The following is a 26,282-nucleotide window of genomic DNA, read 5'->3' as shown; positions in this document are numbered from 1 at the left end:
GTCGGGCAAAGGCGGGGCAACCTGTGGCATTCGCGACTTGCACCGCCAGCATAGCGATCATATAGTTATCATACCAGTTTGCGGCATTGCGGTATTGCCCCGCGATCAGCGGCAATACAGATCCAATGGGAGAGACAGACATATGACGTTACGCGGCGGAGTGATTGGGACAGGGTTTTTCGCAGGCAACCACCTGAACGCGTGGAAGATGGTCAACGGCGCCGAAATTGTTGCGATTTGCGACCTCGACAAGACCCGGCTCACATCCACTGGCGGGGCTTTTGGCATCGACGCGCTTTATACCGATATGGCAACCATGCTGGCCGAACAGAGGCTCGACTTTGTCGATGTGATCACAACCGCGCCGTCGCATCGCTCTTTGGTTGAACTGGCGCTGGCGCAGGATGTCCATGTGATCTGTCAGAAACCTTTTGCCGAAAACATCACCGATGCCCGCGCCATGGTACAGGCCGCAGAAGCGGCGGGCAAAACACTGATGGTGCACGAGAATTTCCGCTGGCAGTCGGCAATTCGCGCGGTGATTGATGCCCTGCGCGCCGGTCGGATCGGCACGCCGTTTTTCTGTCGGGCTTCGTTCCGCTCGGGTTATGACGTGTTTTCGGGCCAGCCCTATCTGGCAGAGGGCGACCGTTTCATCATCGAGGACCTGGGCATTCATATTCTGGATGTGGCGCGGGCGTTGATGGGCGATGTCACCCGGCTGGCCGCGACCACCACCCGCATCAACCCAAAGATCAAAGGCGAAGACGTGGCAACCATGTTGCTGACACATGAAAGCGGCATGACCAGCGTTGTGGATTGCTCTTATGCCACGCGGCGCAGGCCCGAAACCTTTCCTGAAACCTTGTTGGAAATCGACGGGGACAGGGGCACCTTGCGGTTGGATGCAGGCTATAAATTGACGCTGCAAATTGGTGCGGAAGAAGAGGTGCAGGATGTCGCGCCGCCGCTGTTGGATTGGGCTGAACGGCCCTGGCACAACATTCAGGAAAGCGTCGCGATCATCCAACAGCATTTTGTCGATTGCCTCGCCTCTGGGGCAGAGCCGGAAACATCCGGGGCCGACAACCTCAAGACCTTTACCCTTGTCGAAGCGGCCTATTTGTCCGCCGCCAAGGGCCGGGTGGTGGATGTGGCGGAATTCAGCGATCCCGCCTGAAACCATTTGATGTCAGTGGCCTGAGTGGACAAAGGCCAGCGCGAAAGGCGGCAGATCAATCTCTGCCGTCTCGGTCGTTGGCGCAGTGTCCAGCCAGAGCGGATCGCGGATCGCCTGGTCAAAACTATTGGCATCCAACTGCCTGATCCGGGCCGGTGCCGACAATGTCAGGGTTTGCCCCTTGGCCGATGGGTTGGCAATCATCATCCGGTCCGCCGCAGCGTCACGCACACCATAGGCCACCAGTGGCGCGGGCAGCCCGGTCATGGTCAACCGTGTCGCGCCCGCCATGCTGTGCGCCATGCGTATCACATGGAACAGCGGATAGACCGCCGTCGTGGCGTCATAACCGACCTGCGGATGGTCTTGGGCGGTGTAATCGATGCCGAAGGGCCCGGTGGGCGCCGCCAGACACAGGGCGTCGACCTTGCTGTTTTCGGTTGCGGCCAGAACACCGACGGCCCAGGCCGCCGCGAACAAACCGCGCTGGCGTGGATCAATCCGGGCCATGGTGCGGCGAATTTGATCGGGGTTTTCGGCCACCGCCGCACCATAGGGGTTGGTGCGCATGCCAATGGACACCAGCCCCAGCCGGTAAGGCAACCCCGCCGAAAGTGCCGCTGCGCTGGCGAAAATCTGTGGCAGGGTTTCCAGCGTTTCCAGCACCGACATGTCGTCACCGGCATGCACGATTGCGGTATTTGCGTGGGTGACATAATCGCACAGGCTGGTGTCGGGGCGGCAGCGGTTGAATTCGGTGAAATTTGTCATCATGCCGCCGCCAATCTCCGGACCATCCGGGGGGGTGGCCAGGGCGGATCGCGCCGCGCGTATTGCATCGTCGGGGGTGGGGCCTTTGGGCCAGGGGCCGCAGGGCTGATGGCTGGCCAGATATCCCGCGCGCAGGGCCAGCGCCCGTTTTGGCGTCAACCCGGCCTTGGCCATGGCTTGCGCGATTTCGCGCAGGGCGGTTTCCGGATCGGCGGCATCGGCCAGAATGATTTCCACATCCACCGCAGCCCCCAGATCCCGCGCCAGCGCGGCACATTCGGCAAGATAGCCGGCGGGCGGATCCAAAGGTATGCGCACCAGCAGATGTGCTGCCCCGGCCTGTAGGATCGCCTCACGCGCGGTTCCGTCTCCAAGCCACCCCGGCTCGATTGCCAGCCCAAGATCGGGGGCGCGGGCGGGACTTGCCCCAATCACCAGCTGCCCCGACGCAGCGGTGGCACGGTCTTTGGCCGCTTCGCCCGTCATTGTCACATGGATCGTCTGGGTCACCGGTTCGGTGATCTCATAGGTGAACGGATGCACCAGCGGCACACAATATGTCTTGTACGAGGCATCGGACCAATTGCGCTGGTCCTCCATTTCGAACATCTCGCCCTCAAATCGGATGTCGACGGCCGCCCCGTCGATGCCATAGGCCAGACCCGCAATGTCAAACACCGGCTGGCCCGGTGAAATCAGGTCGGGGAAGGTGACATTGTCGCGGCGCCCGTCGGAATGGGTCACGGTCAGGGGCGCGCCAGCGACGCCGCGGATCGGGTGCAGCACGGTGAAACCGGCGCGATTGGTGGCAAACCCCGCGCCGGTCGGCGTCATCACCATATCGGCCCGCATCTCGCCATTGGCCCCGGCAACCACCGTCACATCACAGCGCAGCCCACCGCCCGCCACCGCAAAACTCACCGCACAAGTGACCGCATCCGGCGTTTCCTGAAGGCTTTCGGACAGAACCTCTGGCGGATAGGTGCCCCAATTCGCGTCCCGGATCGGCCAGGCGATGGCCCGGACCAATTCCGTGCCCTGCCATGAAATCCGCCGCAAACCATCGCCGGAATACAGAAACGACAACGGCCCAACCGCAATCTGGCGCAGGTCATCGGCGGGGTCTTGGGTGCCATAAAGACGGGTCTGGATGTCGGGATGTGCCATGGTCTGGGTCGCTTTCTATTCTGATATAGTCATCATATCAGATGAAATCCGCATGGCCCAGCACAGACCGTCAGGAACCCCCCAGCGGCAAAACGGAAAACCGGCAAGACTGGCTCGCAACGGTCAACGCCCACAACATGACGACTGGCTGGTGAACCACCGCTTGGATCGTGGTCGACAGCTTCGCGCCAGACTGTCAGACGTGTTGATCCACCAACACCGGGTTGCCATCCGGGTCGATGACGACAAAACTGGCGGGACCGGTGCCTTCTGGGTCGGCCTCCTGCTCAAATGTCATGCCGTCGGCCCTTAGCCGCGCCTGAATCTGGCGCACATCGGTAAACCCCTCTACCGGCTGGGCATTTTGGTCCCAACCGGGATTGAAGGTCAGGATATTCCGGTCGAACATGCCCTGAAACAGGCCGATCAGCGTGTCGCCGTTTTTCATGATCAGATAGCCGTGATCCATCGTCCCGGCCATGTCGGAAAACCCGAGCGTTTCGTAAAACGTCTTGGATGCAGCCAGATCCTTGACCGCGAGGCTGACGGAAAATGCGCCAAGTTGCATGGGAACCCCTCCTTGAGATGTGTCGGGGGAGTATGGCGCAGGATCTGGAAAATCAAAGTATCACGTTGTGCCGTTCAACGGTGCGCGGCACGCCACGGGGCGGGCAAAAGCGGACCCTCGGCGATTATCGCTCCAGGATAAGCTGCCCGCCTGATATTTCCAGCCGCTCAAACCGTTGCAGATAAGACATGCCCAACAGGCTCTCGGCCATCTCGCCCTGATTGACAAAGGCGGTCACGCCGCGATCTTCCATTCCCGGCAGGCCAATCGCGTCCAGCACCACACGCGCGGTGCGCACGGTGCCATTTGCGGTCATCGCCGTGCTGGCAAAGTTCAGCGTCGCCGGATCAATCCCGGCGGCGGCGGCATCACGTTCCAGCAACACAATCGACGTCGCGCCAGTGTCGACAACAAACCGGGTCGGCGTGCCGTTGACCTCCAGCGTCAGGTAATAATGGCCATCGGGGCTGCGCGGCACTTCAATCCGGGCCTGATCGGCAAACACCGATTGCTGCGGCATCACGGTCTGGCGAATATCCCCCCAAAGCCCCACAGCCGCAATCGCGCCGATGAAAATCAGCCCCCACACCATCGCATGTTGCAACATCTTGCCGAGGGAATTTCGGTTGGAGATGGCGAACCAGAACACCACTGCGCCCAACAGCACAACAAGGTAGATCAGGTTTCCGGTGTCCATGGCATTCATTTCGCGCTCTCCTGATGCCAAGATAGGGGCAGGGCGGCCGGTTTACGAGGTCAACGCCGCCGCAAAGCCAAAGGCGCGCAACCCATCCAGCACGAATTGCACCGCCAGCGCCGCCAGCAACATGCCAAGCAACCGGGTCACAACCACAATGCCGATCTTTCCCAGAAGCCGCTCCAGAAACCCGGCCGCCATGAACAGCAAAAGCGCAATGGCAATCACCGCCAGCAACACGCCCATCACCAGAAAATAACCTTCGATCCCCGGTTTTTCCCCGGTCAACAGGATGATCGAGGCAATCGAACCCGGCCCCGCCAACAGCGGAATGGCCAGCGGAAACACCGAAGGATCATCATGATCATCGTCGTTGTCCGCCTGATCCTGACGGCGTTTGGTCCGGCGCTCGAACAACATGTCGAGCGCGGTGATAAACAGCAAAATGCCGCCCGCCACGCGGAACGCCGGCATGGAAATCCCGATAAATCCCAACACCGCCTCGCCCATTGCGCCAAACAACGCCAACAGGACCACAGCCACCAAACAGGCGCGTATCCCGATCGCACGCCGCAGGCTGGGGGACATGCCTTGGGTCATGGCGACAAACAATGGCGTCAGCCCAATCGGGTCGACCACCACAAACAGCGTGACAAAAGCAGAGATAGAGAAATGCACTATCCATAGATCACAAGCACCATGCCAAAGCAGACTTGGCAAGGGGCAGCCCAGCCATTTGTCAAAAATCCAAGCGTCAATTCACGCGCCAGGCTAAACCTCAGGCCAAGCCCGCGACCAAGCGTCAGGCCAAGTTTCAGGCCTCGGCCGCCTCAAGTTTTTCCAACGCCGCCATCCAAAGCTTTTCCGCCCGCGCCATGCCCTTTTCGACCTCGGCAAATTTGCGGTTCCATTGTTCCAATTCGCTGGCGCGCCCCGCCTCATAGATCAATGGATCGGCCAGCTTCTTGGACAGGATTTCATGCATGGATGTGATCTTTTCCACCCGCTCTTCGCATTTGCGCACCTCGGCGCGCAGCGCCAGGATGTGATCACGCGGCGCGCGTTTGGGCTTTTCGGATTTGGCTTTTTCGGCTTTCTCCGCCTTGGGCGTGCGCGCCGGTTTGTCCACCGACAACAACACCTTGCGATAGGCTTCGAGGTCGTCCTCAAACGGTTTCACCGATCCATCAGACACAAGCCACAAGCGATCCGCCACCATGTTCAGCAAATGCATGTCATGGCTGACAAGGATGACCGCGCCGCTATAGGCGGTCAAGGCCTCGACCAGCGCCTCGCGGCTTTCGATGTCCAGGTGGTTGGTCGGTTCATCGAGGATCAACAAATGCGGCGCATCCAGCGTCGCCAAAAGCAACGAAAGCCGGGCTTTCTGGCCACCCGACAGGCGGCCGACCTCGGTTTCGGCCTGATCGGCGCCAAGCCCGAAACCCGCCAACTGCGCCCGAAGTTTCGGCGGCAACACACCGGGGCGCGCGCTTTGCAAATGCTGCAAGGGCGTTTCGTCGATGAACAATTCATCCACCTGGTGCTGGGCAAAATAGCCGATCCGCAGCTTGTTGGACCGGGTCATCTTGCCCGACATCAGCGGCAAACGATCCGACAACAGCTTGGACAGGGTGGATTTGCCCTGACCGTTCTTGCCCAACAGGGCAATGCGGTCGTCATGGTCGATCCGCAGGTCAAGCTTGCGCAGGATTTCCGTCTCGCCGTATCCGGTTGTCCCGTTTTCAATTGCGATGATGGGCGGCGACAGTTCCTCGGGCTGAGGAAAGGAAAACACCCGACGCGCAATTTCCTCCGGCGCGGCGATCATGTCCATCTTTTCGATCATCTTCAGCCGGGCCTGTGCCTGTTTCGCCTTCGAGGCTTTGGCGCGGAACCGATCAACAAAGCTCTGCATGTGATCCTTGCGCGCCTGTTGCTTGCGCGCCATCGCCGCCTGCACGGCGCGTTGTTCGGCGCGCTGGCGGGCAAATTGATCATAGGGGCCCTGATAAAAGGTCAATTTGCGCTCTTCCAGATGCAGGATCGCGCCCACCGCCCGGTTCAAAAGCCCACGGTCGTGGCTGATGATGATCACCGTATGGGGATATTTCGCCAGATAGCTTTCCAGCCACAGCGCGCCCTCAAGGTCGAGATAGTTGGTCGGTTCGTCGAGCAACAACAAATCCGGCTGGGCAAACAACACCCCCGCCAGCGCAACCCGCATCCGCCAACCACCGGAAAAATCGCTACAGGGCATCTGTTGCTCGGCATGGTCAAACCCCAACCCCTTCAGGATCGAAGCCGCCCGCGCCTCTGCCGACCAGGCGTCAATATCTGCCAGGCGGGTTTGCACCTCGGCGATGCGACCGGGATCTGTCGCGGTCTCTGCCTCGGCCATCAATGCGGCACGTTCAGTGTCCGCCGCCAGCACCGTATTCAACAGTGACACCTCGTTGGCGGGCACCTCTTGGGCGACCCCGCCAATGCGCGCGCGCTGCGGCAAGGAGATCGTGCCACCATCCAGGGTCAATTCCCCCCGGATCAGGCGGAACAGGGTGGTTTTGCCCGTACCGTTGCGCCCGACAAGCCCGACCTTGTGGCCGGCAGGAATGGTTGCGCCTGGCCCCGTCAAACAACGGGCGCCCCTCAACCGAATACGAAATGTCATCAATTCTCAGCATGGCCGCGCTCTAACAGAGCTGCGCCCCACATGCCAGCACCAGAAAACACCCCGAACGCGCCAAGGGGGCGATGTCCAAACTTCTTCTGTTCGGAAATATCCCGGGGGTTTGGGGGCAGCGCCCCCATGCTGGGCGTGTGGCAGGCGTGCGGCGGGCCTGTGGCGGGCCTGGCGAAGCAAACCCGCCCTTTCCAAGTGCTGCAACCCATGCTATCGCAGCCGCGATTTAACATGGCCTGACCGGGGCTTTCCTCCGGTCCATGAATAGGAGTAGCCCCAATGGCAACCGAACGCACGCTGTCGATCATCAAACCCGACGCCACCCGCCGCAACCTGACCGGCAAGATCAATGCCAAATTCGAAGACGCAGGTCTGCGCATCGTCGCACAAAAACGCATCCACCTGACCAAAGCGCAGGCAGGTCAGTTCTATTCGGTGCACGCCGAGCGTCCGTTCTATGACGAACTGTGCGAATTCATGGCGTCCGAGCCGGTTGTCGTGCAGGTGCTCGAAGGCGAAAACGCCATCACCAAAAACCGCGAAGTCATGGGCGCAACCAACCCTGCGGACGCGGCACCGGGCACAGTGCGCGCCGAATTCGCCGAATCCGTTGGCGAAAACTCGGTTCACGGGTCCGACGCTCCGGAAACCGCAGCCGAAGAAATCGCATATTTCTTCGCCGGTCTCGAACTGGTGGGCTAACTGTCGGAACCTTCCGATAAGTCTATATGCCGTCCCGAAAGGGGCGGCATTTTCGTATCAAGTATAATGAGGTGGCAAAAATGACAGACACAACATGGAAAACCATCAAGCAGGATTTTGTATTCGAGGCGCTGCCCTATTTGCGCGTGGCCTGCGAAACCGTTGAATTGCCCAGTGGTCAGCAAATCAATGATTTCTATCAGGTACATCTGCGGCCCTTCGTTTCGGTGGTTCCGGTCACCAAAGACGGGCGCATCATGATTCTCGAACAATACAAACACGGGCCGCGCCGGGTTTCGATTACCTTTCCCGGTGGTTTCGTCGACGAAGGCGAAGAAGCGGAAGAGGCCGGTCGGCGCGAATTGATCGAAGAAACCGGATATAGTGCCGGGAAATTCATTCCCCTGGGCCAATATGTCGACAACGGCAACCAGCGCGGATGTTTCGGCAGCTATTTCCTGGCGCTGGATTGTGAAAAAGTGACCGAGGCCGATTCCGGTGATCTGGAAGATATGGAAGTCAGCTTTGCCACACCAGAAGAGCTGGACGGCGCTTTGGGCACGCCGCGTTTTGCGATCACCCATATGGCTGCGGCCTGGGCCTTTGCGCGGATGAAACTCTGATCTCCGCGATCAGCGCCGTTCGACCACGCCGATTTCGTTCAGGATCTTTTCGATACCGGCGTGGGTCTTGGGCTGATTTGCGGATTTCAGCGCATCAAATCTTTTGCGCAGGGCGGCTTTTTCGTCGCCCTGACAATCATTCCACGGCCGCCCCTGCAACCCCATGACCAGAACGTAATAGCCGATGAAATGCGGGCGCGTGCCGCTGGCCAGCAGCTTGGCATAGGCCGCATCGGCCCCCAGTTCCCGCAGGGCCTCGGCGCTGTGAATCCCCGCCCGGGCACAGGCCTCGTCCATTGCCGGGCCAAGGTTGCGGATCGTGCTGACCGGCTCGCTCATTTCAATAATGCCTGTATCTTTTTCGGTAATTTTGACCGGATCAAGTGATAGGAGTTTTCCAGCCGGTCGCGCAGCTCGTCTTCGGGAACCTCGCCGTTTTCGATCATGCTGAACGGCACATGCACCCAGGACCGGTGAAAATACGGCGCTTTGATCGCGCGCCCTAGGTCAATCAACATGGCCGCAGAGTCAATATCCGGCGTTTTCAGCGACACACCGTCACCCACCGCGCCGATGCTGGCAAACATCTTGCCGCCGACCTTCCAGGCATCATGGCCACCGCCCCAGGGGTCAGAGACTTCGGCACCGGGCAGGGCGGCGCAAATGCGATTTACCAATTCACGTGACATGGGCCAATTTTGCCGGGGGCGTGCCGGGTCTGCAAGTCATTCGGCGTCGCTGGGGGTGTCCCCCAGCAGAAATCTTGGCCCCTGTCCCAGCTTTGCTGCGCGGTCCTCTGGATTATACAGCTTGCAGCGTTCCAGCGACAGACAGCCACAGCCGATACAGCCATCCAGATTGCGCCGCAGGGCCTGCATCTGGGCAATCCGCGCGTCCAGAATGCGGCCAAAATCATTGGAAATCCGCTCCCAATCCGATTTCGTCGGCGTGCGCCCCTCTGGCAATTCGGCCAAGGCGGCGCGAATCTCGGCAATGGAAAACCCGAGGCCCTGAGCGATGCGCACAAAGCTCAGTCGGCGAATGTCGGACCGTTCAAAGGCCCGCTGGCCGCCGGCATTGCGCCCGGGATGCACCAGCCCCTGATCTTCGTAATACCGTACCGCCGACACCGCCAATCCGGTGCGTTCGGCCACGACCCCGATGCCCAATCCACGTGTTGCCATATTCGTATCCATTGAAAACAAACGAAACTTTAAGGTTGAGCTGAACCATAGTTGAGGGATTAGCCTGCGTCCAGATAAATTGAAAGGGAGCCAATCATGGCCTATCTGGAACACGCAAATATCACCGTCAACGACCCGCGCGCCACCGCGGCCGTTCTGCACGATCTGTTCGGCTGGCACATCCGCTGGGAGGGCGAGGGCCTGGGCGGCAAAGGCTATACGGTGCATGTCGGCACCGATGGCAGCTATCTGGCGCTTTATGCCCCCAAGGATCGGATGGAAGGCCAGACCACGCGCTATACCCATCTTGGGGCGCTCAACCATATCGGCATCGTGGTGGATGACCTTGACGCGATCGAAGCCAGGGTGACATCCGCAGGCTATGTGCCGATCAACCACGCCGATTACGAACCGGGGCGGCGGTTTTACTTCGAAGGGCCGGATGGCGTGGAATACGAGGTGGTCAGCTATGCCTAATGCGATCCCGTTTCTGTTGATCTACACCGGCGTGATGACCGGGTTGAACTTTCCTTTGGGCAAGCTTGCGGGGGCGGCACATGTGCCGCCTGCGCTTTGGGCCTTGGTGATTTCGGTCGGGGCGTCGGTGGCACTGGTGCCGGGGCTTTTGGCGCGGGGGGCGCTGGTGGTGCCGCGCGGGCCAATGCTGCGCTATGTGGTGCTGGCCGGGTTGATCACCTTTGTGGGTGCCAACCTGTTGGTGTTCGCCGCCATTCCCCATGTCGGGGCCGGGCAGGTGGGGATGATGTTTGCATTGTCGCCGGTGTTCACCTTGGGGTTTTCGCTGGTGTTCGGCCTGCGCGCGCCCAAGGCGTTCGGCCTGGCCAGGCATCGCATTTGGCATGTCGGGGGCCATTCTGGTGGCCCTTGGGCGGGGTGAATTGGCGGGGCTGTCGCCCTGGGCGCTGGCGGCGCTTGGCATTCCGGTGATCCTGGCGATCGGCAATGTCTATCGCACGCTGGATTGGCCCGAAGGCGGCGAACCGGTGGTGTTGGCATTCTGGAGCCATCTGACCGCCGCCGTGGTCTTTGCTGTGGTGTTGACCGTCAATCTCGGGCGTATCCCGCTGGAAACCCTGGCCGAGATTCCCGGCGTGTCGCTGGCGCAATTTCTGGTGGCCGGCGCAACATTCCCGGCCTTTTTCCGGCTGCAACGGTTGGGTGGGCCGGTGATGCTGAGCCAGATCGGCTATGTCGCGGCGGCGACCGGCATGGCGGCGGCGGTGCTGCTGCTGGGGGAACGATACGGGCCGCTGACATGGGGCGGTGCCGGGCTGATTGCGGTTGGCGTGGCACTTACTTTGCTGGATCAGCGCAAACCGCGCTTGGCGCGGGCGCCAACCCGTGTTAAACGGATCGCATGAGCACGCTTGCAACCCTCATTTGCTGCATTACCCGCTGAATTTTTCGGCGGGCCTGCTCTTTCTTTCCTTTGTGAACTGATCTTGCTATGCCCGCCGCGAGCGTTCGTGCGCCCATCACAGCGCGTGTCGAGGAGAGACCATGGCCGAGATCAAACTGCATAATACCAAGATTCGGGGGGAGCAGCTGTTCACCCCGATCGACCCCGACAACGTGCGCATTTATCTTTGCGGGCCAACGGTTTACGACCGGGCCCATCTGGGAAATGCACGCAATGTGATCATGTTCGACGTGCTGTTCCGGCTGTTGCGGCATGAATATGGTGCGGGTCACGTGACCTATGTGCGCAATTTCACCGACGTGGATGACAAGATCAACGCCCGTGCCGCCGAAAGCGGGCGGTCGATTGCCGAAATCACCGCAGAGACCAGCCAATGGTATCTTGATGACATGGCCGCGCTTGGCACGTTAGAGCCGACACATATGCCGCGCGCCACGGCGTATATCCCCCAGATGGTCGAGATGATTGCCGATCTGATCGCGCGCGGCCATGCCTATGCGGCAGAAGGTCATGTGCTGTTTTCGGTCGAAAGCTACAAAGAGTACGGCGCGCTGTCGGGGCGGTCGGTTGATGATATGATCGCCGGCGCGCGGGTCGAGGTTGCGCCCTATAAACGCAATCCGATGGATTTCGTGTTGTGGAAACCGTCCAGCGATGATCTGCCGGGGTGGGACAGCCCCTGGGGTCGGGGACGTCCCGGTTGGCATATCGAATGCTCGGCGATGTCCTTTGCGCTGTTGGGCGCGTCGTTCGACATTCACGGCGGCGGCAACGATCTGATGTTTCCCCATCATGAAAACGAGATTGCCCAGAGCTGCTGCGCCCACCCTGAGGGGGATTTTGCCCAGGTCTGGATGCACAACGAGATGTTGCAGGTCGAAGGCAAGAAGATGTCCAAAAGCTTGGGCAATTTCTTTACTGTGCGTGATCTGCTGGAACAGGGCGTTCCGGGCGAGGTGATCCGGTTTGTCTTCCTGTCGACGCATTACCGCAAGCCGATGGACTGGACCGAGAAGAAGGCCGCAGAGGCCGAAGCGGTCTTGCGCAAATGGCGGGGCATGGTTGCGGGCGTCGAGGCCTCTGATGTGCCTGCGGCGGTCTTGGCGTCGGTGGCCAATGATCTGAACACGGCGGGTGCGATTGCCGAATTGCACCGGCTTGCCACGGCCGGAGAGGCCCCGGCGCTAAAGGCCGGGGCGGCGCTGCTCGGGCTGTTGGGCGAGGATCTGGGCGGTTGGGACCGTGTTGCGGTGGATCTGTCGGATTATGTGACGCGGTTCAATGAAACGCGGGCCAAGGCAATGGAAAATAAAGATTTTTCCGGTGTGGATGCGATGAAACAGGCGCTGATTGCCGCCGGTGTCGAAGTGCGGATGAGCAAGGCTGGGGTCGAATTGGTGCCCGGTCCGGGGTTTGACGCCGCCAAGTTGGAGGCATTGTGATGTCTGGCGGATGTTGCATGGGGGGCTGTCGGCCCCCCGTCTGCGGATGCAGACTCCCCCCGAGGATATTTTTGAACAGAAGAAGCAAGGGGCACAGTCATGGCTGAGCGGCTTTATCTTTATGACACCACCTTGCGCGATGGGCAGCAGACCCAGGGCGTGCAGTTTTCCACCGCTGAAAAGGTGCGGATTGCCGAGGCGCTGGACGGTTTGGGGATTGATTACATCGAAGGCGGCTGGCCCGGTGCGAACCCGACAGACAGCGCGTTTTTTGATACGGCCCCCAAGACGCGGGCGAAGGTGACGGCCTTTGGCATGACCAAGCGCGCAGGTATCAGCGCCGAGAATGACGATGTGCTGGCGGCGGTGATGAATGCCGGCACCAGTGCGGTGTGTCTGGTGGGCAAGGCGCATGTCTATCATGTGAAGGCGGCGCTGGGGATCAGCAATGCCGAGAACACCGAGAATATCTCGCGGTCGATTGCGCATATCACTGCGAATGGACGTGAAGCATTGTTTGATGCCGAACATTTCTTTGACGGTTACAAGTCCGACCCGGAATATGCGCTGGAGACCCTGCGCGCGGCGCTGGATGCGGGCGCGCGTTGGGTTGTGCTGTGTGACACCAATGGGGGCACGTTGCCGGGTGAGATTGGCGGAATTGTGCGCGAGGTGATTGCTTCGGGTATTCCCGGCGGCGCATTGGGTATTCACACCCATAACGACACCGAAAATGCAGTGGCGGGCACCTTGGCGGCGATCGAGGCCGGTGCGCGTCAGGTGCAGGGCACGTTGAACGGATTGGGCGAACGTTGTGGCAATGCCAATCTGACGACCCTGATCCCGACCTTGCTGTTGAAGGAACCTTTTGCCAGCGATTACGAGATCGGGGTGAAGCGCGAGGCGTTGTCCGGGTTGTTGCGGATCAGCCGGATGCTGGACGAGATCCTGAACCGGGTGCCGATGCGGCAGGCGGCCTATGTCGGGGCGTCGGCCTTTGCGCATAAGGCCGGTTTGCACGCCAGTGCGATCCTGAAAGATCCGGCGACCTATGAACATATCGAGCCGTCGCTGGTGGGCAATGAACGGGTCATTCCGATGTCGAACCAGGCGGGGCAGTCGAACCTGCGCCAGCGTTTGGCCGATGCCGGGCTGGCGGTGGAAAAGGGCGATCCGGCGCTGGGTCGTATCCTTGAACGGGTCAAGGCACGCGAAACCGACGGCTATGCCTATGACGGGGCGCAGGCGAGTTTCGAATTGCTGGCGCGGGACGAATTGGGGAAAAGCCATCGGTTTTTCGAATTGGATCGTTACCGGGTCACGGTGGAGCGGCGGCGCAATGCGCTGGGCCAGATTGTCAGTGCCTCTGAGGCCGTGGTCGCCGTGACGATTGGCGATGAACAGATCCTGTCGGTCAGTGAAAGCCATGATGACGAAGGCAATGATCGCGGGCCGGTCAACGCCTTGTCACAGGCGTTGAAGCGGGATCTGGGCAAGTATCAGACCTCGATCGACGATATGCATCTGGTGGATTTCAAGGTGCGCATCACCCAGGGCGGCACCGAGGCGGTGACCCGCGTCATCATCGACAGCGAGGATGGCAAGGGGCGGCGTTGGTCCACGGTGGGTGTGTCGCCCAACATCGTTGATGCGTCGATGGAGGCGCTATTGGATGCGATCCGCTGGAAGCTGATCCGCGATACCGGCGCATGACAGTCGACGGTTGGCAGGCCTGCGCGGCGATTGTCGAAAAGGGCGACCCGGACCGGTTCATGGCGACGATGTCGACCCGTGTCGTGGCGCGGCAAAGGCTGTTTCCGCTTTATGCCTTCAACGTCGAGGTCTCGCGTGCGCCTTGGGTGACCGAAGAGCCGATGATTGCCGAAATGCGGCTGCAATGGTGGCGCGATGCGCTGGAAGAGATTGCAGGCGGTGACAAGGTGCGGCGCCATGAGGTGGTCACGCCGCTGGCCACGGTGCTGCGGCGCGCTCAGGTCGGGCCGCTGGATGCGCTGATTGACGCCCGCAGATGGGATATCGGGCGTGATCCGTTTGAGGATCGCGCCGATTTCGACAGCTATATCGACGCCACTGCCGGCAATCTGCTTTGGGTGGCGGCAGAGTGGTTTGGCTGTACCCAGGAAACACCGGTGCGCGATATCGCCTATGGTGCCGGGGTGGCGCAATATCTGTCTGCGGTGCCAGAGCTGGAGGCGCGGGGCCGGGTGCCCCTGGTGGATGGTCGGCCAGAGGCGGTGCAGGCGCTGGCGCAGGACGCGCTAGTTCGGTTGAAGCGGGGCAAGGCCACGTATTTCATGCCCGCAGTCCGAGAGCCCCTGCGCGCCACATGGCAGGCAGAGGCGATCCTGGCACAGGCGATTTCCGACCCGCGTCTGGTGGCGGAGGGTGCGTTGGGGTTGTCCGGTTTTGGCAAACGGGCGCTGTTGCTTCGCCGCACCTGGTTCGGGGGATTTTAGGCGCGGCCAAACCCCGTCGGCGGGGTTTGGCAGGTTGGCGGCTCTGGCCGTGTGATCAGGCCAGTGACATCAAACCAGTGACATCAGTCCAGTCACAGCAGACCCAGTCACATCAGACCCAAGATCAAACCGGAGCAGCTTTGGGCCGCATCACCAGCCAGATCAGCGCCGCCCCCGCCAGCAACAGGAAGGGCGCCATCGCCAGGTTCACCGCGGTCCAGCCAGCCTGGGCCGTGCCACCGGAACAATTCATCAATCCGCCAGAGGCAAGCGACGCCACCGAGACACCGCCAAACACGATCAGGTCGTTCATCCCCTGCATGCGACCGCGTTCTTCGGGGGCATGGGCGCTGGCCAACATTGTGGTCGCACCGATAAAGCCGAAATTCCAGCCAAGTCCCAACAGGATCAAGGCGACAAAGAAATTCTCCAGCGCGACACCGGAAAGGGCGACACCACCCGCCGCTGCCAATATCATCAATCCCAGGGCGACAATCCGTTCCGCGCCGAAACGGGCAATCAGGTGGCCGGTGAAAAACGACGGTGCAAACATCGCCAGCACATGCCCGGTCACCACATCGGCGGCATAATTCTTGTCAAAGCCACAGCCAACCACCGCCAGCGGTGTCGAGGTCATGACAAGGTTCATCAGCGCATAAGACACCATGGCACAGATCACCGCGACGGCGATCCGCGGCGTTGTGATCAGCTGCCATTTGCTGCGCCCCTTGGGGGCATCGGCCGCAGGTGTCGGCGGTTTGGGAATGTCGAGGAACAGGAACAACAAGGCCCCGACAAGGTTGACCGCAATCACCGCCGCATAGGTGCCAAGGAAGGGGATCACATAGGCATCGGCGGTCATCTTCACCAGTTGCGGACCAATGATCGCCGAGGCCAGACCACCGGCCATGACATAGGAAATCGCCTTGGGGCGAAAATCATCCGTGGCGGTATCTGCGGCGGCAAAGCGGTAAAAACCCTGCGCTGACATGTAAACCCCGGTCAGGAAAGAGCCGATCAAAAAGACCGGAAAGCTTTGCAGATAAAGACCATAGGCCCCGATCACCCCGCCCAGGGCCCCGCCAAGCGCGCCAATAAAGAAACCGGCGCGGCGGCCGTGGCGCTGCATGAAGGCCGATATCGGCGTCGCGGTGACCATTGATCCGATCACGATCATCGAAATCGGCAGGGTCGCAAAGCACAAATTCGACGCCAGCGATTGCCCCGCCAAGCCGCCAATGGTGAAAATCATCGGCATCTGTGCGCCAAGAATGGCCTGGGCCAACACCAACACAAATACATTGCGTTTGGCGCGGGTGTCCGGCGCGGCGGGGGTGTGGGGGAGTGTATCGCTCATGGCGAAATCGGTATAGACGGCGCGCGGCGACAGCAAGACCACATTCCTGCACATCCCAGTGTGCATCTGGTCGCAATGGCGCGATAAGTGGGGTGCAAGCTGGCCGGGTCTGCGCTAGATCTTTGCCATGTTTGGGGCTGGCAAAGATATCTTGTTGATCGGCGGCGCTGCCGAAGCGCGCGCGATGGCGTTGCGGATCACGGGGCGGGCCAGTGTCATCTTGCCCGATCCGGAACGCATGCCGCGAAGCTGGCCGATTGCCGTTGCACCGCAGCCCTTCACAGCCGCAGGTCTGGCAGAGCGGTTGGGTCACGGCATTCGGCTTTTGATTGATGCCTCACATCCCAATGATTGGCGGGCATCGCAGATCGCGGCAGAGGCGGCCAGGGATGCCGGGATCAGGGTGCTGCGGCTGGAACGCGCGCCCTGGCGTCCCGGGCGGCGGGACCATTGGGTGGCTTTGCGGCGCGACAGGGATGCACGCCATCATGTGGCGCCGGGGGCGCGGGTGTTTCTGGGCACCGGGCGCGAGGGGCTCAAACGGTTTGCCTGCCTCAACGGCTGTTACATCTATTGCCGCCAGATCAGCGACCACAATGATGTCTTTCCCCTGCCACGGGGCCGGTTCCTGAAGGGCGCGGCCCCCTTTGGTGTGGCACAGGAAATGGCCCTGCTGCGGCAATTGCGGATTGATTGGGTGATCCTGCGCAATGCCGGCGGGCCGGGCGGCTGGCCCAAGCTTCAGGCCGCGCGCAATCTGGGGCTTCGGGTGGGCATGATCGACCGGCCAAAGCTGCCGGATGCCGTGGTGGTGCGCGATGTTGCCAGCGCAATGAAAAAGGTGTCGGAATGGCTGGATTAAACCGGGCTGGATTAAACCCGGCTGGATTAAGCAGGGCTGGATCAAACGGGGACGTCGGGCGGATCATTGAAACCGATGCCTGTGTCGCCGAAGGTGTTGACTGGCTGCGCGCGGCCGATCCACGGTTTGTGCCCGCGCTGGACGCCTGTTGCCCATTGCCATTGCGGCGCAGGCCAGATGGGTTTGCCCAGTTGCTGAGCGCAATTGTCAGCCAGCAGGTATCTGTGGCCTCGGCCAATGCGATCTGGACCCGGTTGCAGGAGGCCGGGATGACCAGCGCGACCGCGATCGCCGCTGTTGACGAACAGGTGCTGCGTGACCTTGGCCTCAGCCGACAAAAGGCCGCCTATGCACATGCGCTGGCCGCGGCCGGGATCGACTTTGACGCCCTGCGCGTGGCCCCGACAGAGGATGTCATCGCCCGGTTGGTGGCGGTCAAGGGCATTGGCGCCTGGACGGCGGAAATCTATGCCATGTTCTCGCTTGGGCGGGCGGATGTCTTTGCCCCCGGCGATCTGGCGCTGCAAGAGGCCGCGCGCCTGTTGTTTGATTTGCCAGAGCGCCCGAAAGAGCGCGCGTTGCGGGACATGTCGCTTGATTGGGCCCCCTGGAGGTCGGTTGCGGCGCGTGCGCTCTGGGCCTACTACAGACATGCCAAGGACAGGGAAGGTATTCGATGACACGTGTTTTGAAATCCGGCCGCAAGGAACCCGTCTCGGGTGAAACCCGCTCGATTGTGGTGTTCTTGCATGGCTATGGCGCCAATGGGGCTGACCTTTTGGGGCTGGCTGATCCTTTGGCGGAACATCTGCCGGACACGCTGTTCCTGGCGCCGGATGCGCCCGAAGATTGCGCCGGGGCCCCGATGGGATTTCAGTGGTTTCCGATCCCCTGGATCGACGGATCATCGCAAGAAGAAGCTGAATCCGGCATGGCGCGGGCGGCAGAGGATCTGAATGCCTATCTTGATTCCGTCATGGTGGACGAAGATGTGCTGCCGGAACAGGTCGCGCTGTTCGGCTTTTCCCAGGGCACGATGATCGCCCTGCATGTGGCCCCACGCCGCGAAGATGCGGTGGCCGGTCTGGTCGGGTTTTCCGGGCGGTTGCTGGCGCCGGAACTGCTGGAGGATGAGGCCGTGAGCTTTCCTGCGATCCTGCTGGTGCATGGTGATCAGGACGACGTGGTGCCGCCGCAATCGCTGCCCGAAGCGGCAGAGGCGCTGCAACAGGCCGGTTTCAAAGAGGTTTTTGCCCATATCATGAAGGGCACGGCGCATGGCATCGACCCCGATGGGCTGGGCGTGTCGCTGGCGTTTTTGCGGGACAAATGCGGGTTCTGATCCCCGCGCAATAACTGGAAAGATAGATCACGTTTCGGCGGCACTCGCCGAAACGCTTGCCCCTGACCATGGCAATCTGAGATGATCCGGGCATTCCGCGACAGGCGTGCCCTATGAGGGTCAGATTTGTCCCGATTATTCTCGTCGGCCATCATCAGGATCTGGATGATGCCGACACAGACCAGGCGCTGTCGAATTTCCTCGAGTCCATCGGCCCCGGCGACGACAGCGCGATTTTCTATGCCCGCCATGGCCGGTCTTATCAGGGCATCAATTATCTTTTGCCGGCGGATGCGTCCCGCGATGGTTCGGCACGGTTGCCGACATACCGGCCGCTGTGGGCGCGCAAATTTGGCACGAATTTCAGCACTTTGAACCCCAGCTTTGCCAATCGGGGCAAAAGCGGTGCGATATAACTTGAATTCCTGGAAAACGACACTCAACTTCTGTGTATTGCTGTGGACGATCAGGGTCAGTTGACCGCCGGAAAATGACCAATCTTGCAGACGTCATGTGGCCGTTACGAAATTGTCTTAGGCCTGCCTGTATGGGGCCAATTCTAGAGGCTTGCCTGATTGGGAACGCGATATATAGTGGCGATGACCATGGGCACCCGCAGGAGTGCGGCCGGCACGTTTTTGAGGTGAGTGGAAGGACGTGAGATAAGATGGACGGTGAATTCAGAACGGACTTTGTCAGAGAGCCCTCGGCGCTGAAACAATACCCGGCTCTGGTGCTCAATGCCGATTATCGGCCTTTGTCTTACTATCCGCTGTCGCTATGGCCCTGGCAGGATGCGGTCAAGGCGGCCTGGCTGGACCGGGTGGATATCGTGGCCGAATATGACCACGAGGTCCGAAGCCCCTCTACCATCATCAGAATTCCCAGTGTGGTTGTTCTGAAAGATTACGTAAAACCTCAAAAGCGCGTGGCCTTCACGCGCTTTAATCTTTTTTTACGGGACGAATTTCGCTGCCAATACTGCGGCGCCAAGAGCGAATTGACCTTTGACCATGTGGTGCCGCGCGCGGCAGGCGGGGTCACAAGCTGGCAGAATGTGGTTGCGGCCTGTGCGCCATGCAACCTGCGCAAAGGGTCGAAATCACTGACACGGGCGGGAATGGCCCTGCGCAAACCGCCGCGCCAGCCCGGCGCCGAAGAGCTGCGCAATATGGGACGCCGGTTTCCGCCCAATCACCTGCATGAAAGCTGGGTTGATTTCCTGTATTGGGATGCAGAGCTGGAGGCGTAATTGCGCCAATATGGCGATGCCCGGCGCAATTCCCGGACATCGCCCCGGTTTCGGGGACTTGCTCAGGCGCTTTGCATGCGCCGGCCTCGCCCGGTGAAATGGATCACCAGTTCAACCGCGACAATCACCAGCATCGACAGACCAACCAGCGGAAAGAACACGCCCGCCACCACGGCCATCAGCAACAGGGTGCGCGGGATACGCCAATCCAACGGCAGGGACGGCGCGCCGATCTTGCCCACGGGGCGGCGTTTCCACCACATCACCGCCGCCGAGACGCAAAGCGCCACCATGGCAAGGCAGGCCAGCAATAAAACAATCTGATTGATCCGCCCGAATTCCTGTCCCATGTGCACGCTGATCCCCCATTCGACCCAGCGCCCAAGGGTGCCAAGATCGGCCAAACCCGCATCATAAAGCACCGCGCCGGTATATTGATCGAGGTGGATCACCCGCTCATATGTAATGTCATCAGGATAGACCGAGGCGGTGAAAACCCCCTGATCGCCACGTGGCATCGCCACGGCATATCCCGGCACAATGCCGCGATCTTCGACCGTTTCTATGATCTGATCCAATCCGACCGGAACGCCAGAGCGCGCCGAAGACAGCGGCAGGGGTTGTTTTTCCATGATCCACGGCGCGTGATCGACCACGTCGCCGGTGGGCACGGTGGATTTCGGCACATGGGACCAATAGCCATCCGGCATCCCAAGCCCAAGGGAATAGGCATAATCATAGAATTTGCCGCCCCAGACCGTAGACCACGGCAATCCGGTCATCGCGAGAAAGACAATGAAGGCACCGGTATAGATCCCGGTCACCGCATGAAGATCGCGCCACCAGGGGCGCCCGCGCGTCGCCTTGATCGTCGTGGTGCCCAGCTTGCGGCCCCGTGGCCACCACAGGAAGACCCCGCTGCCCACCAATAGGATCATCCATCCAGCCGCGCCTTCGATCAGGCGATTGCCGAACCAGCCGACATATTCCAGCGAGTGCAGCTTGCGCACCACATACATTGGCGTGCTGCCTGCCGCCCCCGCATCCCACAGGCTGCCGCTCACGCTGGCATCATAAGGGTTCACAAAAATGGTGTCGGTGATGCCGTTTTCCGCCTGAACCTTGACCTGTGCCGCCCGGTCTTCTGCGGCGGGGGGCGCATAGGCTTTGATCGTGCCGGGGAATTCGCTCAGGGCCGCAGCGGTGAGGGCCGAGGGCGCCAACATCGCTGCGCCGGTGGGCGTGACAAACCGCAGCTTGGCATAAGCCGCGTCGTTGATTTCATCCTTGAAGAGGTAAATGCCGCCGGTGACCGCAAGGATCAGAACAAAGGGCAGGATCAGCAATCCCGCAATGAAGTGCCAGCGCCAAATGGCGCGGTAAAGCGCAGATGACGCTGTGCGTTTGGTGGTTTCAGACATGAAAATATCCCGGAAAGTCCCGCCGGTTCGCCGGTCGGGTTAAAAAAGCGCAAACCACGCGGCACGACATGCGCCCGCCGCCCGTGGTCGATGAGATTTGATTTCGCTGTTGGTCTCAGAAAGTCTCAGACCGTCAGCGGGTCAAATCCAATGCGGTGGCGCTCTTGCGGAATGGTGGGGATTTCGGGCCTGGGCGTTGCGGGTCAAATCCGCAAGCATTTGCCACGCAGAATGCGGTGTCAGAACCGCCGTGAGCGGCGGCAAATCCGTGGTTGGTGCCGTCGGCACCAGGTTGCAATAGGGGCAATTGTGCTCGTGATGGCCCTCTGTGCCGCAGTAATCCCCCGGCAGCGCGCCAAAGATCGCCGCCGCCTCGGCCAATGCCGCATCATTGCGGTCAGGCGCCAGCAGACCGGCGGATGTCACGCTGGACACCGCAAGAATACAGACGATCAGCAGGCTGAACACCAAGGGGGTGATACGATCACGCATGCGTGTTTTATGTGGGAATTGAATGCGCTGGAAAAGCCCGTTTTGGCGGCGATGCCTGCGACCTTTTGTAGGCGCGGGCGGGGCAGATACCCGCAAACCGGGTGGGGATTGCGCCCCACCCGAAGTGATCCTTTCGGATCAGTCGATTTCGGACAGCAGATCCGGATTGGTCACCAGATTGCGCACGCCATGGGCATGATTTTCCGAAAATGGATTATCGTCGAGCCATGCGCCAACCGATTTCAGATTGATCTTGGCGACTTGGGGACGAACGCTCCACGTGACCTGATACGGCGAGCCTTTTGTGTTATAGCCCGGACCGGTTGTCGAACCGTCATAGACAACCGGATCGCCCAGATCGGTCGGCAGGTTCGGCACCTGGTTCAGCCCGTTGATCATTTGAATGTCGGCCATTTCGGTGAAATCCGCACCGCCCGTGGCCACCAGAACGCCAACAACGGTTTCAACCCGCAGCTGGGGGTTGCCGATAGAGTTGGTGAGGCAGGTGCCCAGGCTGTTGCCCAATGTGGCCTGCGCGGTGGAATGCACAAAGTGGATTTCGATGGTGTCGCCGGGCACCAGATCGCCATGCTCGGTCTTGCCAATTTCCATGCCGATCGGTGCCAGTTCTTCTTCGGTCAATGTTCCGGTGAATTGGAACCCGGTGCCATAGCCCTCGCCATCGCCATTGCCGGCGTAATTTGTGAACTGGCCGCCTTTGTGTTCTGCATTTTCATGGAAATGGATATCGCAAAGTGCCATTTCACTTGCTGCGGGCGCGGCGCCAAAGGCGCGGCTGTTCGAACCGGCCGGGAATCGATATCGCGCGGCGATTGCGGGCCAAAGCCCTTGCCATCGGTGGCGGCGGCCAATGCGGCGCGTTGTTCTGCGATCACCGCGTCGGAAACGGCATGTGTCTCCCCAGAGGCCAAAGCCGAAGAGCCGATAATCGCAAGAGTTGCACCAAGTGAAAAAATTGAGTGAGTCATGTGGTTTCCAGACAAAGAATGTAACGCCAACAATAGGTTGGCACTAAATTATACATACATGCCGGGTGAAAAAGAAAGTGTGATATCCCGCACAAAACCGGCAAATTCCACCAGATTTGCCAATCTGCCCAGGAACGGTGCAACCGGGCGGCGCAGCGGGGGGGATGCCGCCGCAATGAACCAGTGCCATGGCCCTGAAACGAAAAAACCCCGCAAATTGCGGGGCCTTCGATCTGTTTTAGCGGGTGGTTTATTCTGTGCCGGCGGGACGCGGAACAGGGGCCTTGCCCTTGGCGTTCAGCGGATCATCCTGACGCTGCACCGAGCCTTCGAAATGGGCGCCGGATTCGATTGCGATGGTCTTGTGGATGATGTCACCTTCGACCCGCGCGGTTGCGGTCAGGCGCACTTTCAAACCACGGACACGGCCCACAATACGGCCATTGACCACCACGTCATCAGCGACACATTCGCCTTTGATGGTTGCGGTTTCACCGATGGTCAGCAAATGTGCCCGGATGTCACCTTCGACGGTGCCTTCGACCTGGATGTCGCCGGTGGTTTTCATGTTGCCCACAACGTGCAGATCCGATGACAGAACCGATGCGGGCGGCTTCGCCTTGGGGGCGGTCGACGGTTTGTATTCCGGCTGGGCCGGCATCATCGGTTTTTTGGCATCGGCTGCTGCGGTGGATGCAGCGTCGTCTGCTTTATGACCGGGCTCGTTGATCTTGCTCTTAGAAAACATCTTTAGCTGCCTTAAGATATATCATTGGATTGACGGCTTTTCCGCCGACACGCACCTCATAGTGCAAATGTGTGCCGGTTGAGCGTCCTGTGTTTCCCATATCACCGATACGATCCCCGCGCGAGACCCTTTGGCCCTTCTTCACGCGGATTTTCGACATATGGGCGTAACGGGTTTCAATTCCGAATTCGTGCTGAATTTTAACCAATTTGCCATAACCGGACTGCCAGTCCGAATGCACCACGATGCCATCGGCGGTGGCATAGATCGGCGTGCCATGAGAGCCGGCGAAATCCGCCCCGGCATGCAGACGACCCCAGCGATAGCCAAAGCCCGAGGTGAAGCGATAGGCATCTTTCAGCGGCGAGGCAAACGGCGCCTTGGATGCGGCGATCCGATAGAGGTTCAGCCGGTCCATCTGGTTCAGAATGCGATTGGCGCGCAGGGTTTCTGCCGCAGGCTGTTCACCCTTGGTCGAGAAGCTGAGCGGCATCAATGGCCCGCCCTGGCCAGAGTATCCGGCGCGCACCTTGTCAAGAATGGTATCGGGGTTCATGCCGGCGGCTTTGAACATCTTGTCCAACGGCGACACGGAAATGGTCATCGCTTCTTCAAGCTGGCGGAAAATCGCGTCGTTCTTTTCTTCCATCTGGCGCAGTTCAGCGGCCATGTTGTCAGCAGCGACAAGTGCATCCTGGGCGTCTGCGACGACTTTGTCGCGTTCCTGTGCCGTGCGTTCCAGCGCAGTGGCCAGCAGATCAACGGTGTCGCCATCCGCCATATCCGATTGACCGGGCAGGGCGCCGCCAGCCTCAACCGCGGTTTGAAGTTCGGCGTATTCGGCTTCGATGCCCTTTTTCTTGGTCATCGTGTCGCGCAGCGTGGTTTGAATCACCTCGATGCCGGTTTCCAGTTCGCGACGGCGCACTTCGGAATTCAGTAGTTCCGATTGCATCACGGAAATACGTTCCAGCGCCGAATTGAACCGTTGTTGCGCCGCGACCGCATCCGCCGCGCGGGAATCGCGTTCAAGGCTCAGCGCGTTCAGCCGTGACATATATGTCATCTGTTCGCGCTTGGCCTGTTCGCGGAAATTGCCGGCGCCGATGGAATCCATCAACAGGATCGCGGTTGCAATGATGGTCCATCCAACCAGAAGCGCACTGCCGGTAAAAGCAATCAACTGGGTTTCCGACCGAAGACGGATAAAGCGAGTGTCTGTATCAGATCTCAGGAATACGCGCCGTTCGGGAAAAAACTTTTCCAGCACCGCGTGAATTTTGATCGCCAGCCGTGTCCGCACCGCAGCCGCCCCTATATTGTTCTTCCAGTCACGGTGCGTAGTCGCGCGGCACCTGTCCCCGCAGTTTCCTTAACCAGACAGAAACATTGGTGCAAGTTTGCAATTGATTTGATTCGGCAATGTCCCGCCGAAACCCCCCGATGCGCGAAAAATCGCCGACAATCGAAGGGTTTGCACGAGATAACGTGGTTAATTTTGGGCGATTGTTGCTCAGGACGCCGGGGGCTTGGCGTTGATTTCTTCTGTCAGTGGCCAATAGAAATCCGGCGGCAGCCCGGCCTCGGCGCGCTTTTCTTCGTTGAAGGGGGGCTTTAGCGGGCCTTTGAAATACTTTGTGACCAGCTGGTGAAACACCTCTTTTGGATCAAGATTGTGACGGCCGCACAAGAAGTGGAACCATTTCGATCCATAGGCCACATGCGCGACTTCTTCGCCGTAAATCACCTCCAGCGCGTCAACGGCCTGGGTGACTTTGGCTTTGCGAAAGATTTCGATCATGCCGGGGGTTACGTCCAATCCACGCGCCTCAAGCACCATGGGCACCACCGCCAACCGGCCAAGAATGTCGTCGACCGTGTCTTCGGCCGCGCGCCACATGCCGGCATGGGCGGGCAGGGCGCCATAGAAACTGCCTGCGGCCTCCAGACAATCGGAGACCAGATTGAAATGTTTCGATTCCTCATCCGCGGCCTTGACCCAATCGTCATAGAACCCCATCGGCATGTCGGTGTCGGTAAAACGCGCCAGCAGATCCCAATGCAGATCCACCGCATTCAATTCGATATGTGCAACCGCATGGAGCAGCGCAATACGCCCGGCCGGGCTGCCGGGTTTGCGTTTCGGCACATCCCTTGGCGACAGAAGTTCGGGTTTGTCCGGGCGGGCCGGGCGCAATGGCGGCGTGGCATGGCCGACGGTCAACGCCGTTCCGGCGGCGCGTGCGGCAAACCAGGTTTGCGCATGTGCGCGCGACAGACGGGTTTTGTCACGGCCATTTGCCGTGGTCAGCACCTCTACCGCCATCTCCGCCAGGGATTTGCTCATAGCGCGCGGACCGCGTCGAGCACGTCTTCGGCATGGCCGTCGACCTTGACCTTGCGCCATTCGCGCACCAGCACCCCCGCGCCGTCGATCAAAAAGGTGGAGCGGACAATGCCAAAGAAGGTTTTGCCGTACATCTTCTTTTCCTGCCAAACGCCAAATTGTTCGGCGATGTCGCCCTCTGCATCGGACAGCAGCGGAACCGTCAGATCGTGTTTGGCGACGAACTTGTCGTGGCTGGCCACCGTATCCTTGGAAATGCCGAAAACCTTGGCGCCAAGCGCGTCGAATTCCGCGCGCAATTGGGAAAAGGCGATCGCCTCTTTGGTGCAGCCAGACGTCAGGTCGCGGGGATAAAAGAACAGAACCACCGGCGACGGGCGCAGCCCTTGCAGGGAAATGACGTTGCCACCATCACGTGGCAGGGCGATTTCCGGCACGCTTTCGCCGGTTTGAATAACTCTTTGGGTCATATGATCTGCTATCCCTTGGTTGTCGGCACACTTCGCAATATGAGAGCATGGGAGGCCAGAAAAATGG

Annotated in this window: 29 protein-coding genes and 1 pseudogene; 14 read left to right on the top strand and 16 right to left on the bottom strand. The window is 60.2% G+C overall.

All coding sequences use genetic code 11. From position 1 onward, the window contains the following. The first annotated feature begins 142 nt into the window (after window positions 1–142). Window positions 143–1,180 carry a Gfo/Idh/MocA family protein gene (locus AC0L4F_RS15600; protein ID WP_244689904.1) on the top strand — a complete coding sequence of 346 codons (1,038 nt, stop codon included), beginning with the start codon at window positions 143–145 and terminating at the stop codon, window positions 1,178–1,180. Window positions 1,181–1,192: 12 nt separating this feature from the next. Here AC0L4F_RS15600 and AC0L4F_RS15595 read toward each other — a convergent pair whose 3' ends face one another. The 5 genes and pseudogenes from AC0L4F_RS15595 to AC0L4F_RS15575 form a co-directional block, all read right to left on the bottom strand. Further along, window positions 1,193–3,118, bottom strand: coding sequence for a D-apionate lactonase family protein (locus AC0L4F_RS15595; protein WP_244689902.1), 1,926 nt, complete (start codon window positions 3,116–3,118; stop codon window positions 1,193–1,195). Window positions 3,119–3,314: 196 nt separating this feature from the next. Beyond that, the gene (locus AC0L4F_RS15590; RefSeq protein WP_244689900.1) at window positions 3,315–3,686 is read right to left on the bottom strand and encodes a VOC family protein; all 372 of its coding nucleotides are present in this window, start codon (window positions 3,684–3,686) and stop codon (window positions 3,315–3,317) included. A 124-nt stretch (window positions 3,687–3,810) separates the two neighbouring features. Beyond that, window positions 3,811–4,392, bottom strand: coding sequence for a retropepsin-like aspartic protease family protein (locus tag AC0L4F_RS15585; protein ID WP_244689898.1), 582 nt, complete (start codon window positions 4,390–4,392; stop codon window positions 3,811–3,813). 42 nt (window positions 4,393–4,434) lie between these two features. Continuing rightward, a complete protein-coding gene (locus AC0L4F_RS15580; RefSeq protein ID WP_244689896.1) occupies window positions 4,435–5,061 on the bottom strand; it encodes a MarC family protein in 627 nt (208 codons plus the stop codon). A 136-nt stretch (window positions 5,062–5,197) separates the two neighbouring features. Beyond that, window positions 5,198–7,067: pseudogene (locus AC0L4F_RS15575) on the bottom strand (ABC-F family ATP-binding cassette domain-containing protein). A 278-nt stretch (window positions 7,068–7,345) separates the two neighbouring features. Between AC0L4F_RS15575 and ndk the strand changes: the two are divergent. Both ndk and AC0L4F_RS15565 read left to right on the top strand, forming a co-directional pair. Continuing rightward, window positions 7,346–7,768, top strand: a complete 423-nt coding sequence (gene ndk, locus AC0L4F_RS15570; RefSeq protein WP_244689893.1) for a nucleoside-diphosphate kinase — start codon at window positions 7,346–7,348, stop codon at window positions 7,766–7,768. Window positions 7,769–7,848: 80 nt separating this feature from the next. Continuing rightward, window positions 7,849–8,391 (top strand): NUDIX hydrolase, encoded by a 543-nt coding sequence (locus AC0L4F_RS15565; RefSeq protein WP_244689891.1) that lies wholly within the window; start codon window positions 7,849–7,851, stop codon window positions 8,389–8,391. A 9-nt stretch (window positions 8,392–8,400) separates the two neighbouring features. On the opposite strand, the gene AC0L4F_RS15560 is transcribed toward AC0L4F_RS15565, so the two are convergent. From AC0L4F_RS15560 to soxR, 3 genes are read right to left on the bottom strand one after another with little or no spacing between them, the layout of a single operon-like run. Next, a complete protein-coding gene (locus tag AC0L4F_RS15560; RefSeq protein ID WP_244689888.1) occupies window positions 8,401–8,730 on the bottom strand; it encodes a TfoX/Sxy family DNA transformation protein in 330 nt (109 codons plus the stop codon). Further along, window positions 8,727–9,080, bottom strand: a complete 354-nt coding sequence (locus AC0L4F_RS15555; protein ID WP_244689886.1) for an MmcQ/YjbR family DNA-binding protein — start codon at window positions 9,078–9,080, stop codon at window positions 8,727–8,729. Before AC0L4F_RS15555 ends, AC0L4F_RS15560 begins: the two co-directional genes overlap by 4 nt. Before the next feature lie 36 nt (window positions 9,081–9,116). Next, complete coding sequence (soxR, locus tag AC0L4F_RS15550) at window positions 9,117–9,575, bottom strand: redox-sensitive transcriptional activator SoxR (RefSeq protein WP_244689883.1); 459 nt, start codon at window positions 9,573–9,575, stop codon at window positions 9,117–9,119. Window positions 9,576–9,668: 93 nt separating this feature from the next. Between soxR and AC0L4F_RS15545 the strand changes: the two genes are divergently transcribed. The 6 genes from AC0L4F_RS15545 (at window position 9,669) to AC0L4F_RS15520 (ending at window position 14,935) form a co-directional block, all read left to right on the top strand. Continuing rightward, the gene (locus tag AC0L4F_RS15545) at window positions 9,669–10,052 is read left to right on the top strand and encodes a VOC family protein (protein ID WP_244690405.1); all 384 of its coding nucleotides are present in this window, start codon (window positions 9,669–9,671) and stop codon (window positions 10,050–10,052) included. Next, a complete protein-coding gene (locus AC0L4F_RS15540) occupies window positions 10,045–10,473 on the top strand; it encodes an EamA family transporter (RefSeq protein ID WP_244689881.1) in 429 nt (142 codons plus the stop codon). Before AC0L4F_RS15545 ends, AC0L4F_RS15540 begins: the two co-directional genes overlap by 8 nt. Further along, a complete protein-coding gene (locus tag AC0L4F_RS15535) occupies window positions 10,436–10,957 on the top strand; it encodes an EamA family transporter (RefSeq protein ID WP_244689879.1) in 522 nt (173 codons plus the stop codon). Before AC0L4F_RS15540 ends, AC0L4F_RS15535 begins: the two co-directional genes overlap by 38 nt. Before the next feature lie 139 nt (window positions 10,958–11,096). Beyond that, window positions 11,097–12,458, top strand: coding sequence for a cysteine--tRNA ligase (cysS, locus tag AC0L4F_RS15530; protein ID WP_244689877.1), 1,362 nt, complete (start codon window positions 11,097–11,099; stop codon window positions 12,456–12,458). 99 nt (window positions 12,459–12,557) lie between these two features. Then, window positions 12,558–14,171, top strand: coding sequence for a citramalate synthase (gene cimA, locus AC0L4F_RS15525; protein WP_244689875.1), 1,614 nt, complete (start codon window positions 12,558–12,560; stop codon window positions 14,169–14,171). Further along, window positions 14,168–14,935 (top strand): squalene/phytoene synthase family protein, encoded by a 768-nt coding sequence (locus AC0L4F_RS15520; RefSeq protein WP_244689873.1) that lies wholly within the window; start codon window positions 14,168–14,170, stop codon window positions 14,933–14,935. Before cimA ends, AC0L4F_RS15520 begins: the two co-directional genes overlap by 4 nt. 124 nt (window positions 14,936–15,059) lie before the next feature. Here the strand turns inward: AC0L4F_RS15520 and AC0L4F_RS15515 are convergent, their stop codons facing one another. Continuing rightward, window positions 15,060–16,292 (bottom strand): MFS transporter, encoded by a 1,233-nt coding sequence (locus AC0L4F_RS15515; protein ID WP_244690404.1) that lies wholly within the window; start codon window positions 16,290–16,292, stop codon window positions 15,060–15,062. Window positions 16,293–16,446: 154 nt separating this feature from the next. On the opposite strand from AC0L4F_RS15515, the gene AC0L4F_RS15510 reads away from it, so the two are divergent. From AC0L4F_RS15510 to AC0L4F_RS15490, 5 genes are all read left to right on the top strand, one after another. Then, window positions 16,447–17,154 (top strand): precorrin-6A/cobalt-precorrin-6A reductase, encoded by a 708-nt coding sequence (locus tag AC0L4F_RS15510; protein WP_244689871.1) that lies wholly within the window; start codon window positions 16,447–16,449, stop codon window positions 17,152–17,154. Next, window positions 17,142–17,834, top strand: coding sequence for a DNA-3-methyladenine glycosylase family protein (locus AC0L4F_RS15505; protein WP_244689868.1), 693 nt, complete (start codon window positions 17,142–17,144; stop codon window positions 17,832–17,834). Before AC0L4F_RS15510 ends, AC0L4F_RS15505 begins: the two co-directional genes overlap by 13 nt. Then, entirely contained in the window at window positions 17,831–18,496 is a 666-nt protein-coding gene (locus AC0L4F_RS15500; RefSeq protein WP_244689866.1) for an alpha/beta hydrolase, read from the top strand. The genes AC0L4F_RS15505 and AC0L4F_RS15500 overlap by 4 nt, the downstream gene beginning before the upstream one ends. Before the next feature lie 113 nt (window positions 18,497–18,609). Beyond that, window positions 18,610–18,912, top strand: coding sequence for a hypothetical protein (locus tag AC0L4F_RS15495; protein WP_244689864.1), 303 nt, complete (start codon window positions 18,610–18,612; stop codon window positions 18,910–18,912). Between the two features lie 251 nt (window positions 18,913–19,163). Further along, window positions 19,164–19,748 (top strand): HNH endonuclease, encoded by a 585-nt coding sequence (locus tag AC0L4F_RS15490; RefSeq protein WP_244689862.1) that lies wholly within the window; start codon window positions 19,164–19,166, stop codon window positions 19,746–19,748. 62 nt (window positions 19,749–19,810) lie between these two features. On the opposite strand, the gene AC0L4F_RS15485 is transcribed toward AC0L4F_RS15490, so the two are convergent. The 7 genes from AC0L4F_RS15485 to AC0L4F_RS15455 all read right to left on the bottom strand — a co-directional run bounded on the left by AC0L4F_RS15485 (window position 19,811) and on the right by AC0L4F_RS15455 (window position 26,215). Further along, a complete protein-coding gene (locus tag AC0L4F_RS15485; protein WP_244689860.1) occupies window positions 19,811–21,169 on the bottom strand; it encodes a PepSY-associated TM helix domain-containing protein in 1,359 nt (452 codons plus the stop codon). A 141-nt stretch (window positions 21,170–21,310) separates the two neighbouring features. Beyond that, window positions 21,311–21,661 (bottom strand): hypothetical protein, encoded by a 351-nt coding sequence (locus AC0L4F_RS15480; RefSeq protein ID WP_244689858.1) that lies wholly within the window; start codon window positions 21,659–21,661, stop codon window positions 21,311–21,313. Window positions 21,662–21,799: 138 nt separating this feature from the next. Further along, window positions 21,800–22,423, bottom strand: coding sequence for a delta-class carbonic anhydrase (locus AC0L4F_RS15475; RefSeq protein ID WP_244689856.1), 624 nt, complete (start codon window positions 22,421–22,423; stop codon window positions 21,800–21,802). A gap of 477 nt (window positions 22,424–22,900) precedes the next feature. Next, entirely contained in the window at window positions 22,901–23,398 is a 498-nt protein-coding gene (locus tag AC0L4F_RS15470) for a bactofilin family protein (protein WP_244689854.1), read from the bottom strand. Then, window positions 23,388–24,701, bottom strand: a complete 1,314-nt coding sequence (locus tag AC0L4F_RS15465) for a M23 family metallopeptidase (protein WP_244689852.1) — start codon at window positions 24,699–24,701, stop codon at window positions 23,388–23,390. The genes AC0L4F_RS15470 and AC0L4F_RS15465 overlap by 11 nt, the downstream gene beginning before the upstream one ends. 210 nt (window positions 24,702–24,911) lie before the next feature. Next, entirely contained in the window at window positions 24,912–25,745 is an 834-nt protein-coding gene (locus tag AC0L4F_RS15460) for a ferritin-like domain-containing protein (RefSeq protein ID WP_244689849.1), read from the bottom strand. Next, entirely contained in the window at window positions 25,742–26,215 is a 474-nt protein-coding gene (locus AC0L4F_RS15455; protein WP_244689847.1) for a peroxiredoxin, read from the bottom strand. The genes AC0L4F_RS15460 and AC0L4F_RS15455 overlap by 4 nt, the downstream gene beginning before the upstream one ends. Window positions 26,216–26,282 lie beyond the last annotated feature (67 nt).

This window comes from Marinovum sp. J2-8, from assembly GCF_055808435.1.
The sequence above is the reverse complement of the archived record's forward strand: the minus strand, read 5'-3'. Positions and strand labels throughout refer to the sequence as shown.